Source organism: Pararhizobium mangrovi (genome assembly GCF_006516965.1).
In the GTDB taxonomy this organism is placed as follows: Bacteria; Pseudomonadota; Alphaproteobacteria; order Rhizobiales; family Rhizobiaceae; genus Pararhizobium_B; species Pararhizobium_B mangrovi.
On record NZ_VHLH01000020.1, the window covers coordinates 1 to 15,894 of the forward strand.

Consider the following 15,894-nt stretch of genomic DNA (forward strand, 5'->3'; position numbering starts at 1 on the left):
CGAAGTCGGACGCGCATGACGGCAAGATCCGCGGCTTCGTGCTCGAAAAGGGCATGAAGGGGCTTTCCGCGCCGAAGATCGAGGGCAAGCTTTCGCTGCGCGCGTCGATCACCGGCGAGATCGTCATGGACGGGGTCGAGGTCGGCGAGGAGGCGCTGCTTCCGAACGTCGAGGGCCTGCGCGGCCCCTTCGGCTGCCTCAACCGGGCGCGCTACGGCATCGCCTGGGGGACGATGGGTGCGGCGGAGTTCTGCTGGCACGCGGCGCGCAACTACGGGCTGGAGCGCAAGCAGTTCGACAAGCCGCTCGCCGGGACGCAGCTCTTCCAGAAGAAGCTCGCCGACATGCAGACGGAGATCACGCTCGGCCTGCAGGCCGTGCTTCGGGTCGGGCGGCTGATGGACGAAGGCAGGATGGCGCCGGAGATGATCTCGCTGGTCAAGCGCAACAATTGCGGCAAGGCGCTTGAGATCGCCCGCGTCGCGCGCGACATGCACGGCGGCAACGGCATCTCGGAGGAATACCAGATCATGCGCCACATGATGAACCTCGAGACCGTCAACACCTACGAAGGCACCCACGACGTCCACGCCCTCATCCTCGGGCGCGCGCAGACCGGCATCCAGGCGTTCTTTTGAGCTCGCGGCAGCAGGAAGAAAAGCCGGGAGCGCCCCTGAACGGCCTTCGCGTCGTCGAACTGGCGCGCATCCTCGCCGGACCGTGGATCGGCCAGACGCTCGCCGATCTCGGCGCCGACGTCGTCAAGGTCGAAGCGCCTGCCGGCGACGATACGCGTGGCTGGGGCCCGCCCTTCGTCGAGGGTGAAGACGGTGAAGCGCTGGACGCGGCCTATTTCCACGCCTGCAATCGCGGCAAGCGTTCGATCGTCGTCGACTTCCGCACGCCGGAGGGCCAGGAGACGGTGCGCCGGCTCGTCGAACGTAGCGACGTCCTGATCGAGAACTTCAAGCTCGGCGGGCTTGCGAAATACGGGCTCGACTACGAAAGCCTGAAGGCGGTGAACCCGAGGCTCGTCTATTGCTCGATCACCGGTTTCGGCCAGGACGGGCCCTATGCGGGACGCGCCGGGTACGATTACATCGTGCAAGGCATGGGCGGCATCATGGACCTGACCGGCGATCCGGAAGGCGAGCCGCAGAAGATCGGCGTCGCCTTCGCCGACATCTTTACGGGCCTCTACGGCACGATCGCGATCCAGGCCGCCCTTGCAGAACGCCAGCGAACGGGCGAGGGCCAGCACATCGACATGGCGCTGCTCGACTGCATGACGGGCGTGCTCGCAAACCAGGCCCTGAACTACCTCGTCACCGGCACGCCGCCGCGTCGCATGGGCAACGTCCATCCGAACATCGCCCCGTACCAGGTGTTCCCGGCGGCTGACGGGCACCTCATCATCGCGGTCGGCAATGACGGGCAGTTCCAGCGGCTCTGCTCGTCGCTTGCCATGCTGGAGACGGCGGCGGACGCGCGCTTTGCGACCAACGCGCTGAGGGTAGCGAACCGCGACGAGCTCGCGACGCTAATCACCGAGGGGACCGTCGCGATCGCGCGCGACGATCTGTTGGCGATGTTCGAGGCGGTCGGCGTTCCTGCCGGGCCGATCAATACGGTCGCCGACGTCTTCGCCGATCCACAGGTCGTCCATCGCCGAATGCGCATCGACCGACCGCATGTCGGTGCGGCTGGCGGGACGGTTCCAGGCGTGCGCACCCCGGTCCGCTTCGCCGATACCGACGCCGCCGCGGCGCGAGGCGTACCGAGACTTGGAGAGCATACCGACGAGGTCTTGCGCGAACTCGGGATCGACGGGGGCGATTAGAGCGCGTCGTGTTTAATCTGGTACATATCCGGCGGCAGCGAAATAGTTGGCGCATTCGGCTGGCGTGAATTGATTGATGAGCGATCCGGTTGCGTCCCAGAGCAGCGGCGCCGATCGCCCCCGGTTGTCCGAAGCGAGCCGAGATGAAAGACGGATTACGCCATTCGAAGCGCTAACTGAGCGAATGAAGTCAACCGGGCAGGCGACTCGCTCGCAAGCAAAGATCGCGACGGCAGTCGAGGCGGTCGGTGGAACGGTACGTGCCTCCACAATTGCAATAGCGCGTCCAGTATATCTGCAGGCGCTCTGAGAGCCTTGCCTCAAAAGTCTATGCGGCAAGGCAATACCTTGCGAAGCGCCCTGTAAGCATGTGGATGTTGCGACGAAGATTTACCGTCCTTGCCGCCTGGCGAACGGCAGTAAGCGCGGGGTCAGTGCTTATTCCCGATCGCTGACATCGCTTGCGTAGTGCGGCCTGCGCCGGGCATGCTCCCGGCGAGCGGTTTCGGTCCAAGGCATTCGTGCTGCCGTCTTGTCTGGCAACCAGACGGAATCATTACTTCCTGAACTGCTAAACCCTTTATGGGTCAGACTCAGAGGGCGGCTCCCAGTTCGCGCGAAATTGCGGCGCAGCATTCCTGCAGGGCTGCGAGCGCTTCAGCCTTCGAACTGTTCGAACGGAATCGTTCGACGAAGGCGATGACAACCGAGGCGACCGCGTTATCGGTGTCGTCGAAGATTGGACAGCAGATATCGCTGATCCCCGAGAAGTCGCGGCTGTCGTGCAGTTCGTATCCCTGTTCGCGAATTCGCTCCAATTCACGACTGAGAACGGCTTCTTCCAGTGGTTCGGTCTGCAACGCCAAGCTTTCGCGCATCATCGGCAAACGTCTTTGCTCGCTCTGAAAGGCCATAATCACCTGTCCGGATGTCGAGTCGGCCGCAATACGGCCGAAGCCGAGCTTCAGCGAGAACGACATATCCGATCCGCCCGACGAGCCCGCGATGACCGCCGTCTTTCCATGCCGCATCACGACAAGGTGGGCGGACTGCTCGATCTCCAAAGCAAGTCTGTTCAATCTCGGCAACGCGTAGTCGATCAGGGTGCGTACGTGCGGCACCCGCAACCCCAGGCGGAACAGCCGGTCAGTGATCGTGAAGGTGTCGGTTTCAGTGTCACGATGCAGGTAGCCACGTTCCTGAAGCGTAACGAGCATCCGGAACAATTCGCTTTTCGAACGTCCGAGCGCCTTGGCAATTTCTGCATGGGTCATCGGACTTTCGCGATGCGCGAGAAGTTCGATGATTTCTAGGCCTTTGACAAGGGCCGGCGCGGCGTACTTGTTCATTGCCCAACCCTCCACCGCGTCGACGCCAGGTATCCATCCGTCCGGTATTTCATATTTGATGTTGACTTTCTATATGAAGCGTTCTTGGATCGGTTTAGCAGGAGTTCATCATGCCTGATGAAACAGATATCCGATCGATCCTCGACCGGCACATAGACCGGAAGGTCCGGCGCCCGAGTGGTGATGTGCCCGTCATCGAGCCGCCGGCTTCGATTCATCTGGATGTCGATCTTGATCGTGACGGCAATCAATCGGGATCCATTCGATTTCCACATTCGCCGAACGACGACGCGTGGGGCGCCGTTCTCGTCCCGATCGTTTCAATCCGCAATGGCGGCGGACCGGTCCTCCTCGCAGAGGCGGGCAATCACGGTGACGAGTACGAAGGCGCGATTGCGCTTCTCGAACTCGCGCGTGAACTCGACTGGCACGATATCAAAGGCCAGCTAATTTTGCTTCCTGCCGTGAACGCACCGGCGGCGAGGGTGGGGCGGCGTTGTTCCCCTGTCGACGGGCTGAACTTCAATCGTTGCTTCCCCGGCGACTTCCACGGCTCGATCAGCCGGCAAATCGCGGCCTATGTCTATCATGCGCTAATGCCGCGCGCTCAGGTGTTCCTCGATCTCCATTCCGGCGGTGGCTCCCTCGAGATCATGCCGAGCAATACGGTGGAAGTGGTGGCAGATCCTCAGCAGACCGAGGCCAATCTTGCCGGTGCTCGCGCCTTTGGTGCTTCGCATGCCGTCTTCGTTAACAATCTTGGAGAACCGCGGACCGCTACAGCGGCCGCCTCAAGGCGCGGACTGGTGACGACAGGTACGGAAATGATGGGAGGTGGTTTCGTCGATCCGCAGGCGCTTCGCGTATGCAAGACCGGCATTCGCAATGTGATGCGGCAGCTCGGAATGCTGGACGAGGTGCCGGTAACGCCGACCGAGCCCGAAGTCCTCAGTGTCGCGCGAGCCGATGCCTATCACCTTTCGATGACCGAAGGCGTTTTCGAACGACGGGTCGCACTTGCCGCTCGTGTCGATAAGGGGGATCTCATCGGTCTTGTGCACGATCGCTTCTCACCCGGAACATTGCCTGCCGAGATCCGCGCTGCCTTTGCTGGCACAGTCTACGCGCTGCGTCATCCGGCGATGGTTTCACCCGGCAACTGCTGCGTCGTCCTGGCGGAGGCCGGTCGACGCGAGTGAATAGAACGGCGCGCGCACCCTGCGCTCTCGCCCAAAACCAAGAAGGCGCCAAGCGCCCGGCAAAGGAACCCGAAAACTGTGAGGATGTGATGTCATATAAGTTTCTTCCCGTGGCAGGCTTAATCGCTGCGGCGCTGGTCGGTTCGACGTTCAGTACACGCGCAGCCGACATCAAGCTCGGTCTTGCAGCCATCGATCTGCAGAACTCGTTCTTCGTGCGCATGAAGGAAGGCGGTGATGCCGCGGCAAAGGATTATGGCGTTTCGGCCAATTGGCAGTCGGCGCAGGGCAGCCTCGACAAACAGGTCGGCATTGTCGAGAACTTCATCAATCAGGGCGTGGACGGCATCCTGATCGATCCGCTCGACAAGAACGCATTGATTCCCGTCATCAAGAAGGCGACGGCCAAGAATATTCCCGTCATCACGATGGGGAACAAGGTCGAGGCTGGCAAGAACTATTCGACGCTTTATCCCGACTACGAGAATATCGGCGTGGTGGCGCATGCGCTTGGTGCCGCGATCGGCGGGGAAGGGCAGGTTGGCCTTCTCGTAGGTACGCGCGGAAACTTTGTTTCCGATACGCGGGAGAAAGGGTTCGTCGATGCGATGAAGAAGTACTGGCCTAAGGTGAAGATCATCGGCATCGAACCGACCGGCTGGGACAGCGCCAAAGCGACGAACGCAGCCCAGACCTGGCTTGCAACCTACCCGGACCTGAAGGGTATCGGATGCATTTCTGACAGCATGTGCCTGGCCGCCTCGGCAGTGACGGACGCTATGGGTGCAGACGTCAAGTTCGCCGGCTATGATGGTGACGCAGAAATGCAGCCCCTCATAGACAGCGGCAAGATGGTGATGGACGTGCTCACCGGTGCGCAGCGAGTAGGCTACTGGAACATTGCTGTGGCAGCCCGGCTCGCCAAGGGCGAGAAGATGAAGAATGATCTGTACATGCCGACCTACTTCGTCACCTCGAAGGAAACGGCGAAGATGCTCAAGGACAACGGCATCGACGTCGATACGATCACCACGCAGCAAGAGACGAAAGCTTCGAAGGACTACAGCCAACAACTCGGTCCTCAACAGCCCGTTTCAGCCATGTCGGTGAAGTGACGGTACACGTGTTATCCGGCCGTCCGGTCTCGAGGCAGGCCGTCGTTCACGGGTGATTGCGAGAACTGAAGCATGAAGCTCCGCGATCTCTTAAAACACAACGTATTCATTCTTTTCATTCTGATGGTTCTGGCGATCGGCGTCTTCGGTGCTGCCGATCCTCAGTTCCTCTCTCCCTGGAATCTCGTTTCGATTGCTCGGCAATCGGCGATCATCGCAATCGTCGCGTTCGCGATGACGGCAGTCATCATTGCGCGTGGTATCGATATTTCAGTCGGATCGCTTCTGGCGGCATCCGGCGTTGTCGCTGGACTGGCTTACGTCGCGACCCAGTCCGCTATCCTGGCTTTGGGAGCGGCGCTCCTCTCCGGCGCCGCGCTCGGGCTCGTCAACGGCGCTCTGATCGGATTAGCTGGCGTATCGCCCTTCATCGCGACGCTCGCAACCATGGCACTTGCTCGTGGTCTGGCTCTCAGCCTTTCCGGCAGTTCCTCCATTGCGATCGCGGATCCCATTCTTCTGTTCCTGGGTTCGGCGCAGATCGGTCCGGTACCGGTATCTGTGATCTTCGCGGCGCTCGCATTTATGGGTTGGCAGTTCCTATTGAACCGTACTGTCTTTGGACGCTGGATTTTCGCCGTGGGCGGCAGCGCGACGACGGCGTCCGCTACGGGCATTCCGGTCCGGCGCGTCCAAGTATTGATCTACGTTCTTTCCGGAGTCGCCGCAGCCGCAGGAACGATCGTCTCGATCGGCCGCCTCGGCTCGGCGCAACCCCTGGCCGGCAATGGTCTCGAATTCACTGCCATCACGGCTGCGATCATCGGCGGCGCCAAGCTTTCCGGTGGCAAAGGCTCTCTCTACGGAACGGCCGTAGGCGCGATCCTGCTCGGCGTTATCAATACGGGGCTTTCGTTCATGGAGGTCCCCCAGATCATCATTTATTTCGTTACGGGTGGGCTGATCCTGGTTGCCGTCTTGATCAGTCAGCCGGAGAGCCTCGCTGGACTTCTACCGCGCCGCCATGCACGCATGCCTGCAAGGTCCGCAAAGACGAACCGCCGGATGCGCGGTGATGCCGGCGCGCGCCAGATCGAGCTTCGCGGCGTCGGTAAACTCTTTCCCGGCGTCAAGGCGCTAGACGGTGTCAGTTTTTCCTTGCGCTCGAGCGAGGTGGTGGCGCTCGCCGGCGAGAATGGAGCAGGCAAGTCCACGTTGGTGAAATGCCTGTCCGGCATCTATACGCCGGACGAAGGCGAGATCCTTCTGGATGGAACACCGTTGCGCGGAGCGGCGGCGTTCGAGAAAGCGGGCATCAGCGTCATTCATCAGCATTTCAGCCTTTCGCCGGATCTCACCGTGGCGGAAAACATGTTCCTCGGCCGGGAGCCGCGTACGGTCTTCGGTACGTTGGACCGGCGACGGATGCTCGCCGAAACCCGTCGGGTCCTGGACGAACTGGACCTTGATATTGCGCCGACGTCGTTACTCGGGCTTCTTCCGGTAGGGGAACAGCAGATGGTGGAGATCGCACGGGCTGCGCTTTCCGATGCCTGGATGTTCATCATGGACGAGCCGACTTCGGCATTAAGCAACCGGGAACGGGACCGTCTTTACGAAATCATCACGATGCTCAGGAAGCGCGGGGCCGGCATTCTCTACATCTCCCACAAGATGGAGGAGATTTTCAGCCAGTGCGATCGGGTTGTGGTGCTTCGCGACGGAAGTTTCGTTGGCGAGCGTCCGGTCGAAGACACGGACGATGCTGAGATCATCGCCATGATGGTCGGCCGCGAGATCGAGGACGTATTTCTGCATCGCGACGCTCCGGTTGGCAAAGTTGCCGTCGAAGTGCGTGAATTGTCCGATGGCAAGCGACTGAAACAGGCAGAACTTACATTGCGGCAGGGCGAGATCGTTGCGCTTGCCGGATTGATGGGATCGGGACGTTCGGAAGTGCTGCGCTGCATTGCCGGCCTGTCGAAACGCAAGGGCGGATTGATCCGGATATTTGGCGAAGAGAGCGCAGGAGGCCATCGCGACGTCGTGTACGTTCCCGAAGACCGGCATCTGGAAGGGTTCGTCGGCCCCATGTCGATCCGTGACAACATCGCGCTTGCCTGGATCTCTCGCCATAGCTGGTTCGGTGTACTACGCCGGCGGGCGCTCGATGCCCTCGCTCATGATCAGATCGCGGCGTTGGGCGTGCGCCCGCCGCAACCCGAAAAGGCCGTCGGTAAGCTGTCGGGCGGCAACCAGCAGAAGGTCGTCATCGGAAAGTGGCTGGCAATGGAGCCGCGCGTCGTCCTTCTCGACGAACCGACTCGTGGTGTCGATGTCGGTGCCAAGTCGGAACTGCATCGGCTGATCGCCGACTTGAAGGAACAGGGCGTGGCGATCCTCATGGTATCATCTGAACTGCCCGAGATCATCGGCGTTGCAGACCGGATCATCGTTATGGCTGAGGGTCGGAGCGTCGGCGAACTTCCCCGGGGTGCCAGCGAACGGGACATTATGGCGCTTGCCTTCGGGCAAGATAGTCCGATGAGCGTTGCCGCCGAATGATCGTGCAGCCGAAGTCCGAAAAAGTAGCGATGACCCATAATCACGATACCGGCGGCTTTAGGCTTTTCCGCCTTTTGAAGTTCGCACCCTACCTGCTACTGGCCGCGCTCGCTCTCGTTTTCGCGGCGATCAATCCGGCCGTGCTTTCGCTGCCCAATACGCTCAACATCGTTTCGCAGGCGACGCCGATTGCTATTCTGGCGGTGGGTGCCATGGTGGTGTTGATCAGCGGCGGTATCGATCTGAGCGCGGCTTACGGCGTTGCCTTCTGCTCGACGCTTATTGCAAGCCGCATCGATGCGGGGAACGGTCTGCCGATGGCACTGCTCATTGGTCTGGTTGTTATGCTGATGATCGGTTTCGTCAACGGTGCCCTGGTGGCTTTTGCCAGGATTCCGCCTTTCGTCGCAACGCTCGCCTCGATGATTGCGTTACAGGGCGCTACGCTGGCTGTCGCTCAAAAGGGTGTCCTTATCGTGAAGGAACCGACGTTGCGTTGGATCGGAATAGCGCGCACGGACGGTATTCCAAATGCGATTTTCGTAACAGCGATTGTTATGTTTGTCGCCGGATTCATGATGAAGCGCACTCGTTTCGGCCTACGATGCTACGCGATCGGTTCTGATCAGGACGCTTCCGAACTTGCCGGCGTGCCGATCCCGCGTCAATTTCTGACGGTCTACGTCGTCTCGGCCATTTTCGTCTTCATGACGGCGGTCTTGATGATCTCACGTGTACCGGTGGTCACCCCGAACGTGGGTGGCATCAGCCTTCTACTCGATGCGATCGCGGCGGCCGTTCTCGGGGGCACGTCGGTGTTTGGCGGCCGCGGTACCGTGGGTGGCGTCATTGCCGGCGCGCTCATCGTCAGTCTGGTAACGACCGCACTGCGCGTTTTCGGAACCGATCCATCGAGCGTGGAACTTTGGAAGGGCGTCATCATCATCCTCGCGCTCTTCGGCGACACTTTGATCGCGCGTGCTCGTGAGCGATCGATCGCGCGGGCGGCGGCATGAACGGACATCGCGAAATTCGTCTCGATCGCTTGACCTCGCCGGAAATCGCAGAACTCGTACGTGATACGCATCGCAGCGGTCATCGTCCTTTGGCGGTTTTACCCGTGGGCGCCATAGAGCAGCATGGACCGCATCTGCCCACCGGAACCGATATCGCGCTGTCGAGTGCCGTCGCCGAGGCGGCCGTCTACAGCGTTCCGGACGCGGTTCTTACTGCGCCGGTTCCCTATGGCGTCTCGCCGCACCATCGCGATTTTGCTGGAACGATGAGCCTCCGCGCCCAAACCTTCGTCGCCATTCTCAACGATCTTGCAGCCGATCTTTGGGAAGACGGATTTACCCCGGTCTTCCTCAACGGTCACGGCGGCAATCGTGCGGCCTTGGGTGTTGTAGTTTCGGACCTTGGAGAAGTCGGCGTATGCACGGCGGCGATCACCTACTTCGAACATATTGCACAGGAGGCTGCGGAGATTCTGCCGGACGCTGCGGGAGGGACCGGCCATGCGGGCGCGCTGGAAACATCGCTTATGCTGCATCTTCGTCCCGAGAGCGTACGGTGTGATCGTATTCCCGCCGGTACGACCCCGCCGGCATGGCCGGATCCTCATCTCTACGCGAAGGCGGCGCCGACCGTCTGGCGCCGGTTCTCCCACATCAACCCGACAGGTGTCATCGGCACCCCTTCACAAGCAGAGGCCAATGCCGGTGCGCAGCTCTTTCATGCGGCGACGACTGCCGTGGCCGATCTTCTTTCCCGCTTCCAAGAGCACTACGGTCGAATCTGATGGTTCATGCGTTCCTGACTACTTTCGACGTGGGTCACTGAGGTACGCGATGGGGCCCCAGCTCGGCTATCCGATCCCGAAGAGCATGTTCCCCGACTTGGATCCGACGCTCGTTCATTTCGCCGGTGGTGGCCAGACGCCGGTGCCGGACGTTGTCGCCCCAACGATCGCGGCCTTTCTGACACGTAAGGCAGGTGGCCAGCCGGCCTACCGCGAGCATTGGGAACTTGTCGCCAGGGCACGTCGCCGTACCGCCGCCCTGATGCATTGCGCGATGGACGACGTCGGCTTTCTTGGCAGTGCGTCGGACGGAATAGCCCGAACTGTCAACGCGGTCGAATGGCGGGCGGGCGATAATGCTGTCATAGCGAGTGATGACTATGCGAGCGGCCGCGCGGCACTGGAAAGCCTCGGTCGCCGATCCGTAACGCTCCGTCGTGTCAATGCGCCGCATGGAGCCGGTCGCGAAGATGCATTGCTCGACGCCTGCGACGGGCGAACTCGGTTGCTCTACGTGAGCCAGGTCAATCCTTTTTCCGGTCGTCGGATGGACGTGGCAGCATTGCACCGAGTTCTAGCGCCACGTGGGACGATCGTTTTAAACGACGCGACCCACGCTGTCGGCGCGCTTCCAGTGCGCGCCGCCGAAGCCGACGTAACGGTCGCAAGCACCTATAAATTTTTATGTGCCAGCTTCATGGGCATCCTTGCCTTTGGAACGGAGCGTGCACGCGCGCTACGGCCGGCCGGTGCAGGCTGGTATTCCGAAACCGCCGATGGCGCATCCCGTTTTGAATATGGCAACGTCCCGCATCTCGACGTGGTGATCCTCGACGCCGTTCTGGAATGGCATGCCCGCGGCGACGAGGATGCACGGGCGCGTCACCTGTTGGCCGTGGCTAACGCCCTCGAGCAGGTTTTGGAGAACAGAGGCCTTGTCGCGTTTTCCCGTGACGGTGATACGGGATCCCACAATGTCTGTGTCGCAGGCAAAAATGTGAAGGAAATTGCCGACGGTCTCGAGGCGCAGGGTGTCCGGGTTTGGTACGATCACGGCCGAATGCGGCTTTCTGCACAGGTTTTCAACGCTCGCGAGGACATCGATGCGTTCGATGCGGCGCTCGGCACGGTTCTGCATTCCACCGATGGAAAAGAAAGAAGACCATAACCAGCATCAAAGACGTTCTTGATGAGCAAAAAGGCCTGGGGACGGCAACGTCCTATCGCCAAGGCTACTATAAAGCCTGCGATAAGCGTCGACAGCGACTGCCGTAACGATCGGCCGCTGATGGTTCAGCCCTCGGGCGTCTTAGGTTTCCGCTTTCGACCAATGAACGGCCGGATTGCCTTCAGCTTATTGTCTTAAGGGAATCGGCAATCTTTTCTGCGATCATGATCGTAGGAAAGTTCGTGTTCGCGCAGGGAATGGTCGGCATCAGAGACGCGTCGCAGACGTAGAGTCCCTCGGTTCCGAACACTTTTCCACTTCCATCCGTTACCGCCATCCGATCGTCCTTGCGACCCATGCGGCATGTCCCAGAAGGATGCCAAACACCACCGACCGTTCCACGGACATAGGCTTCGAGAGCGCCGCGATCGGCGGCGAGGCGGGCCGGATCATCGTAGTTCGCAAGCATATAAGGGAACGCCTTTTTCCGGTGCCCGCCGATCATGTCGATACCGGCGGCTCCGACTGCCGTAGCGATCCATGCCGTAGCCGACGGCTTCGAAAAGCGCTTGCCGATCTCCGACATGCCGCCGGCATAGACGCTTTGGACGACGTCGGCGAGGCAGGGATCGCGTGCCAGGCCAACGGCCCGTTCGAAGGCGTCGGCAAGTCGGGTGAGATCGCGTTCGTCCGAAAGCATACGAAAATCGATGCGTGGAGGCCCCGCCGGACTCATCGGATCAAGCAGCAATTGGCCGCGCGAGTAGGACTTGTTCACCCAGAAGAACAACGAACCGAGCTGGCGGCCGACCGGATGCCAGGCTGCGCGGGTGACAAAGTTCATATGCATGTCGCCAGCCGGGCACCCTTCGAGTCCGGAAGAGAAGCGGTAACCGATCGGAATATGATAGTCCGCCGTTCCCTTTTGTCGTGCGGCTTTCCGCAGAAACGGTACGAGGCCCGCGGAGGGATGCTCCATGAGATTCTGCCCGACTCCGGGCAGGTCGCGAACCGTCTCGATCCCACATTCGCCGAGATGCGTTGCCGGACCGACCCCCGACCGCATCAGGACAGCCGGCGTGGCGAGCGCTCCGCACGAAAGCACGATGTTCGCTGCGTAGAGGCTCTCCTTCTCGCCATCGCGCTCGGTCTTAACCCCAACGATCCGCCGCCCCTCGCGGACGAGTTGCGTCACGGTAGTGAACGTCCTGATCTCAAGATTCTTTCGATGACGGACCGGATCTCCAAGATAGGCCCAGGCAGTGCTCACCCGGCGCTTGCGCTCGTCCATGTTGACGACCATCTCGAATATGCCGTCTTGCCAGCTGCCGTTCTGATCGGGAAGGAAGGGAACGCCGCGAGCTGTGCAAAGATCGATCATTGCCTGCGTGAACGGCGTCCAGATCTCTTCACCACGCCGGCGTACCGGCATGGGGCCATCCTGACCATGGAACGCATCATCGATGTCGAGATCGCGCTCGAGCTTTTTGAAATAGGGTAGGCAGTTCTCCCACGACCAGCCTTCGAGCCCGAGATCGTACCACTCGTCGTAGTCGGAAGGAGCACCTCGGTTGGCGCCGATGCCATTGATCGCCGAACCGCCGCCAAGAATGCGAGCTTGTTCATACCGCGTTGCGTTGGCCTCGGGGCGATTGGAGCCCCGATATGCCAGGGATGCCTTCAGCCCCTTCCACGTATAGGTCGGATTGGAATAGGCGATGCCGGGGTAAGGGTTGGCAAGATCAGGAAAGTCTTCTGGTTTGGCTGCGTCCATCCCAGCCTCCAGCAGGAGGACGCGGATGGCTGGATCCTCGCTGAGCCTTGCGGCAAGAACGCAACCAGCAGACCCGCCGCCTACGATGATGTAGTCCGCATGATCGGAATCACGTGAGCTCATTCCGCTTCCTTCCAACACGTTGTCTCAGGTCCTCGCGACGGCCCTCGCTCCATGTCAGAGCGGGGCGTTCTCCCTTCGCCGGAGTCTCCATGGACCAACGCAAAATGCAGTGCGCCGTAGAAGGCGCTGTCGGACCCGAGTTCGGCCGATAGGATGGGGAGGCGGAAGAGTTCAGGTTCCTCGTCGAGGAACCGGGTCACCAATTCGCGATAGCCGGGTGCCAGCCCGACGCCGCCGCCAAGCACGATCGCGTCGAGGCCCAGGATCGCGTCGAGGTTGGCGAAAAGTTCGGCAACGACCGCGGCCGATGCGCAAACGATCTCGCTGGCCCATGGTTCGCCTGCCCGCATGCGCTCGAAAACGTCCCGACTGGTCAGGGTATGGTCGCCGGTACGCGCCCTGGCGATCGCGGCGATCGCGTTCCCCGACGCAGTTGCTTCGACCGTTCCCCACCGGCCCGATCCGCAGGCGGAGGTTCCATGGCGCGTCGTCGAGAACCCGACGTGTCCAGCCATGCCGTTCGCCGACCGACGTAGGAGCCCATCAAGAACGATGCCGCCGCCGATGCCGGTCGAAACTGTGACGAAGGCGATCGAGCCATATGGACGACCGGCGCCGAAATGGGCTTCGCCAAGCGCCGAGGCCGAGGCGTCATTGAGCACGATGACCCGAGCACCGAAGCGCTTGCGAGCGGCCGCGCCAAGAGGGGCGCCGTCGATGGTCGTAAGGGTATCGACATTGATAGCCGACCACATGCCGGCCGCGTCGAGGCGGCCCGTCACTGCGAGCGCGACCGGTTCGCCAGGTGTCCATCCAACCGTCGCGGCGAGATCGGCCAGTGCGTCGATCTGATGCGTAAGATCCCCGGTCCCTAGCGTCGGCGCCGTTTCACGAGCCACGATCCGGCCGGCTTCGAGACGGGCAGCAGCGATTTTGGTGCCTCCGAAATCGATTGCCGTGCCAGTTAGATGTTGCCAATCCATGAAACCACTCCACCGAAACGTATCTGGCTTATTATCGCCCTTCGACCTCTCACGGTGAAAATGAAGCCTTGCCCGCGTGCAATTTTCTACTGCGAAAGCCGCATGCCGTCCGTCTCCCGAAAGACATGCGCTCGGCTGAAATCGAATGCCAGCCCGACAGCGTCACCCGGCGCGACATCCGGCTTTCCCGTCACCAGTGCTTCAATATTCTCTTCGCCGATCGAACATTCGACGAGTGTTTCCCGGCCGGTAGGCTCGACTAGGATCACCGCTGCACCCTCGTTCCCCTCGCGCTTGACGAGCGAGATCGCGTCAGGACGAAGCCCAACCACGACCGGCTCTCCTTCGGTCACGCCCTTTGGTGCAGGAAAGGAAGTTTCCGTCAGCGTGATCCACATCGTACCGTCGCGACGAACTGCTTTGGCCCTGAGAAAGTTCATTGCGGGCGAGCCAATGAAACCCGCGACGAACCGGTTTGCGGGTCGTTCGTAAAGCTCCATGGGCGAGCCGATTTGCTCGATCCGCCCGGCCCGCATGACGACGATCCGGTCAGCCATGGTCATAGCCTCGATCTGGTCGTGGGTTACGTAGATGGACGTGGCTCCGAGGCGCTGGTGCAGCTCGCGAATTTCCTTGCGCATCTGCACGCGCAGGCCCGCGTCGAGGTTCGACAGCGGTTCGTCGAAGAGGAAAGCCTGAGGATCGCGAACGATCGCCCGGCCCATAGCAACACGCTGACGCTGCCCTCCGGAGAGCTGTTTCGGCAGGCGGTCCAGCAACGGTTCGATGCCGAGTATGCGACTCGCTTCGCTCACGCGCTCATCGATATCCACGCGGCTCATCTTTCGGATGCGCAGCGAATAGGACAGGTTCCTGCGTACGCTCATGTGGGGATAGAGCGCGTAACTTTGAAACACCATCGCGAGATCGCGCTCGGCGGGGCCAATACCATCGATCCGTTTTCCATTGATTGCGATTTCGCCGCTTGAAACCTTTTCAAGGCCGGAAACGAGACGTAGCAGCGTCGATTTTCCGCATCCCGATGGTCCGACGAGGACAACGAACTCACCCTGTTCGATATGAAGATCGATATCCTTCAACACCTCGACATCGGCGAAACGTTTCGAAACTCCGCGAAGGGTCAGCTCAGCCATGATCCGTTCCCCCCGACGGAGCGCGCATTAATTCGGAGAAACGATGTGTGGCCACTTCCAACCGGGTCAGCGCCGATCCGACGGTAACGCAGTCGGCGCCTCGCTGGAGCGCTCCTCTGCACTGTTCCGGCGATTGGTATCGTCCCTCGGCAATGAGAAAGCAGGCTTCGTCGCGCAACTCTTCGAGAAGAGTATAGTCCGGTTCGACGGGGACTGGACCCCGAATGTATCCCGACAGCGTCGAGCCAACGATGGTGGCACCCGCATCGATCGATGCCCGCCCTTCGCCGGCCGACGCGATATCGGCCATGACCATCCGGCCAGCATCGCTGACAATTCGTGCCAGATCCACAAAAGCGTGCGGACGAATGCGATCCGTCCCGTCAATCGCGACAATGTCCGCCCCGGCCTCGATGAGGTCAGCCACGTCTTCCGGCAATGGAGTAATACGCACGGGAGAGCCGGAAAGATCACGTTTGACGATGCCGATGAGTGGAACGCCAGGCAGGGCGCGACGGACAAGACCGATCCTTCGTGCGCTCTCGATGCGAAGGCCGGCAGCCCCTCCCGCGACGGCCGCGCGAGCCATAGCAACTACGATAACGTCATTGTCCATCGGCCCGTCGGAAACAGGCTGAACCGATACGATCAGTTGACCCTTCAGGCGCTGAAAGATGCCGGTTGGGTCCATCGTTTGTCCTCGACTCATATGAAATTCGATGTTCCGGCATTGTCTTGCGCCGAAAGCGATAAGTGGATCTTTAGTTTCCTATCAAACCTATAAACTTGATAATTAATTTTGACAACCATTCGTCTCCTTGAT

General features: G+C 60.8%; 13 protein-coding genes and 1 pseudogene. 8 read left to right on the forward strand and 6 right to left on the reverse strand.

The annotated features are described in order from the left end of the window. On the forward strand, positions 1 to 638 hold a 638-nt coding region (locus tag FJU11_RS11145), incomplete at its 5' end, for an acyl-CoA dehydrogenase family protein (protein WP_268935187.1). Continuing rightward, positions 635 to 1,840: a CaiB/BaiF CoA transferase family protein gene (locus FJU11_RS11150; RefSeq protein WP_141167135.1), complete on the forward strand. Its 1,206-nt coding sequence runs from the start codon at positions 635 to 637 to the stop codon at positions 1,838 to 1,840. The genes FJU11_RS11145 and FJU11_RS11150, both read left to right, overlap by 4 nt. Before the next feature lie 12 nt (positions 1,841 to 1,852). Here the strand turns inward: FJU11_RS11150 and FJU11_RS18845 are convergent. Next, positions 1,853 to 1,957 (reverse strand): annotated as a pseudogene (locus FJU11_RS18845) (IS630 family transposase); the annotation flags it as partial. Between the two features lie 476 nt (positions 1,958 to 2,433). Continuing rightward, positions 2,434 to 3,189 (reverse strand): IclR family transcriptional regulator, encoded by a 756-nt coding sequence (locus tag FJU11_RS11160; protein ID WP_141167137.1) that lies wholly within the window; start codon positions 3,187 to 3,189, stop codon positions 2,434 to 2,436. Between the two features lie 110 nt (positions 3,190 to 3,299). On the opposite strand from FJU11_RS11160, the gene FJU11_RS11165 reads away from it, so the two are divergent. From FJU11_RS11165 to FJU11_RS11190, 6 genes are all read left to right on the forward strand, one after another. Further along, positions 3,300 to 4,388, forward strand: a complete 1,089-nt coding sequence (locus FJU11_RS11165; RefSeq protein WP_141167138.1) for a succinylglutamate desuccinylase/aspartoacylase family protein — start codon at positions 3,300 to 3,302, stop codon at positions 4,386 to 4,388. Positions 4,389 to 4,477: 89 nt separating this feature from the next. Next, positions 4,478 to 5,503: a sugar ABC transporter substrate-binding protein gene (locus tag FJU11_RS11170; RefSeq protein WP_141167139.1), complete on the forward strand. Its 1,026-nt coding sequence runs from the start codon at positions 4,478 to 4,480 to the stop codon at positions 5,501 to 5,503. A gap of 72 nt (positions 5,504 to 5,575) precedes the next feature. After that, complete coding sequence (locus FJU11_RS11175) at positions 5,576 to 8,068, forward strand: ATP-binding cassette domain-containing protein (RefSeq protein WP_141167140.1); 2,493 nt, start codon at positions 5,576 to 5,578, stop codon at positions 8,066 to 8,068. Next, positions 8,065 to 9,084: an ABC transporter permease gene (locus FJU11_RS11180; RefSeq protein WP_181408151.1), complete on the forward strand. Its 1,020-nt coding sequence runs from the start codon at positions 8,065 to 8,067 to the stop codon at positions 9,082 to 9,084. The genes FJU11_RS11175 and FJU11_RS11180 overlap by 4 nt, the downstream gene beginning before the upstream one ends. Further along, positions 9,081 to 9,869, forward strand: a complete 789-nt coding sequence (locus FJU11_RS11185; RefSeq protein WP_141167141.1) for a creatininase family protein — start codon at positions 9,081 to 9,083, stop codon at positions 9,867 to 9,869. The genes FJU11_RS11180 and FJU11_RS11185 overlap by 4 nt, the downstream gene beginning before the upstream one ends. A 49-nt stretch (positions 9,870 to 9,918) precedes the next feature. Further along, positions 9,919 to 11,037, forward strand: a complete 1,119-nt coding sequence (locus FJU11_RS11190; RefSeq protein WP_141167142.1) for an aminotransferase class V-fold PLP-dependent enzyme — start codon at positions 9,919 to 9,921, stop codon at positions 11,035 to 11,037. Between the two features lie 181 nt (positions 11,038 to 11,218). Here the strand turns inward: FJU11_RS11190 and FJU11_RS11195 are convergent, their stop codons facing one another. The 4 genes from FJU11_RS11195 to FJU11_RS11210 all read right to left on the reverse strand — a co-directional run bounded on the left by FJU11_RS11195 (position 11,219) and on the right by FJU11_RS11210 (position 15,762). Continuing rightward, positions 11,219 to 12,934: a GMC family oxidoreductase gene (locus tag FJU11_RS11195; RefSeq protein ID WP_181408152.1), complete on the reverse strand. Its 1,716-nt coding sequence runs from the start codon at positions 12,932 to 12,934 to the stop codon at positions 11,219 to 11,221. Continuing rightward, entirely contained in the window at positions 12,931 to 13,917 is a 987-nt protein-coding gene (locus tag FJU11_RS11200) for an ROK family protein (RefSeq protein WP_141167144.1), read from the reverse strand. The genes FJU11_RS11195 and FJU11_RS11200 overlap by 4 nt, the downstream gene beginning before the upstream one ends. Before the next feature lie 86 nt (positions 13,918 to 14,003). Then, positions 14,004 to 15,071 (reverse strand): ABC transporter ATP-binding protein, encoded by a 1,068-nt coding sequence (locus tag FJU11_RS11205; RefSeq protein WP_141167145.1) that lies wholly within the window; start codon positions 15,069 to 15,071, stop codon positions 14,004 to 14,006. Next, on the reverse strand, positions 15,064 to 15,762 hold the full coding sequence (locus FJU11_RS11210; RefSeq protein WP_210242881.1) for an N-acetylmannosamine-6-phosphate 2-epimerase: 699 nt from the start codon (positions 15,760 to 15,762) through the stop codon (positions 15,064 to 15,066). Before FJU11_RS11210 ends, FJU11_RS11205 begins: the two co-directional genes overlap by 8 nt. Between the last annotated feature and the right edge of the window lie 132 nt (positions 15,763 to 15,894).

What these genes read in the sequence shown, in the direction of transcription:
- FJU11_RS11160 (WP_141167137.1), bottom strand. Translation starts at nt 3,189, where the DNA reads ATGAACAAGTACGCCGCGCCGGCCCTTGTCAAAGGCCTAGAAATCATC.
- FJU11_RS11165 (WP_141167138.1), top strand. Translation starts at nt 3,300, where the DNA reads ATGCCTGATGAAACAGATATCCGATCGATCCTCGACCGGCACATAGAC.
- FJU11_RS11170 (WP_141167139.1), top strand. Translation starts at nt 4,478, where the DNA reads ATGTCATATAAGTTTCTTCCCGTGGCAGGCTTAATCGCTGCGGCGCTG.
- FJU11_RS11175 (WP_141167140.1), top strand. Translation starts at nt 5,576, where the DNA reads ATGAAGCTCCGCGATCTCTTAAAACACAACGTATTCATTCTTTTCATT.
- FJU11_RS11180 (WP_181408151.1), top strand. Translation starts at nt 8,065, where the DNA reads ATGATCGTGCAGCCGAAGTCCGAAAAAGTAGCGATGACCCATAATCAC.
- FJU11_RS11185 (WP_141167141.1), top strand. Translation starts at nt 9,081, where the DNA reads ATGAACGGACATCGCGAAATTCGTCTCGATCGCTTGACCTCGCCGGAA.
- FJU11_RS11190 (WP_141167142.1), top strand. Translation starts at nt 9,919, where the DNA reads ATGGGGCCCCAGCTCGGCTATCCGATCCCGAAGAGCATGTTCCCCGAC.
- FJU11_RS11195 (WP_181408152.1), bottom strand. Translation starts at nt 12,934, where the DNA reads ATGAGCTCACGTGATTCCGATCATGCGGACTACATCATCGTAGGCGGC.
- FJU11_RS11200 (WP_141167144.1), bottom strand. Translation starts at nt 13,917, where the DNA reads ATGGATTGGCAACATCTAACTGGCACGGCAATCGATTTCGGAGGCACC.
- FJU11_RS11205 (WP_141167145.1), bottom strand. Translation starts at nt 15,071, where the DNA reads ATGGCTGAGCTGACCCTTCGCGGAGTTTCGAAACGTTTCGCCGATGTC.
- FJU11_RS11210 (WP_210242881.1), bottom strand. Translation starts at nt 15,762, where the DNA reads ATGGACCCAACCGGCATCTTTCAGCGCCTGAAGGGTCAACTGATCGTA.